General features: G+C 52.3%; 1 rRNA gene. It reads right to left on the bottom strand.

The features are described from left to right. Positions 1–1,140 (bottom strand): 23S ribosomal RNA (locus SCA01S_RS21530); the annotation flags it as partial. Positions 1,141–1,395 lie beyond the last annotated feature (255 nt).

The raw sequence follows: 1,395 nt of genomic DNA, 5'->3' as shown, positions 1-1,395 counted from the left end.
TTAGACCAGTGAGCTGTTACGCTTTCTTTAAATGATGGCTGCTTCTAAGCCAACATCCTGGTTGTTTTGGGATTCCCACATGCTTTCCCACTTAGACGTGACTTGGGGACCTTAGCTGTAGGTTAGGGCTGTTTCCCTTTTGACGACGGACCTTAGCACCCGCCGTCTGTCTGCCGGATAAATCTCGTTGGTATTCGGAGTTTGGTTAGAGTTGGTAGATCTCGCGACCCCCGCATCCATCCAGTGCTCTACCCCCAACGGTATACGTCCGACGCTCTACCTCAATAGATTTCGCGGAGAACCAGCTATTTCCCGGTTTGATTGGCCTTTCACCCCTAAACACAACTCATCCGACAATTTTTCAACATTGAACGGTTCGGCCCTCCAGTGCGTGTTACCGCACCTTCAGCCTGGTCATGCCTAGATCACCGGGTTTCGGGTCTAATTCATCGAACTCCAGCGCCCTATTCAGACTCGCTTTCGCTACGCCTACACCTAACGGCTTAAGCTTGCTCGATAAACTAAGTCACTGACCCATTATGCAAGAGGTACGCAGTCACCCCCTATGGGGCTCCTACTGCTTGTAAGCATCCGGTTTCAGGTACTGTTTCACTCCCCTCATCGGGGTGCTTTTCACCTTTCCCTCACGGTACTAGTTCGCTATCGGTCATGTACGAGTATTTAGGCTTGGAGGGTGGTCCCCCCATGTTCAGACAGGATTTCACGTGTCCCGCCCTACTCGAGGCCTCATCCATCACTTTCGCATACGGGGCTATCACCCGCTATGGCCTGCCTTTCCAGACAGTTCTGCTAGTTGAAGATGAGGCACTGGCCTGGTCCGCGTTCGCTCGCCACTACTAACGGAATCTCGGTTGATGTCTTTTCCTCCAGGTACTGAGATGTTTCAGTTCCCCGGGTTCGCTTCACCAAAGCTATATATTCACTAAGGTGATACCTTATCCACCTCTCCAACCACCCTGTTGCCAGGGTGACAGAAGAAATGGTGAAGGTGGGTTTCCCCATTCGGAAATCGCCGGATCAAAGCTCGCTCACAGCTCCCCGACGCTTATCGCAGCGTGCCACGTCCTTCTTCGCCTGTACATGCCAAGGCATCCACCAGATGCTCTTACCTCACGCTTGAGAATCCACACCATCACCAACAAGCCTGCATAACGCTTGCGATGTACCAGGTGCGGACGATATCTCAGCCAGATCGAACAACGCATCATATGGCTTTCGCCACACGACCGTTGCCCATAATGTGTGAACGCAATCGAACGACGACCTTGATCGTCGATCCATGCGCCACGGCATCGATCTAAAAAACCCATTCACAATGTCAAAGAGGCGTACAATACGCCAATACCAGACCATGCTTGCGCATGGCCGGAACCC

Source organism: Novosphingobium capsulatum NBRC 12533 (genome assembly GCF_001598375.1).
GTDB classification, from domain to species: domain Bacteria; phylum Pseudomonadota; class Alphaproteobacteria; order Sphingomonadales; family Sphingomonadaceae; genus Novosphingobium; species Novosphingobium capsulatum.
Note: the sequence above shows the minus strand (reverse complement) of the source record. Positions and strands in the feature narration are given on the sequence as shown.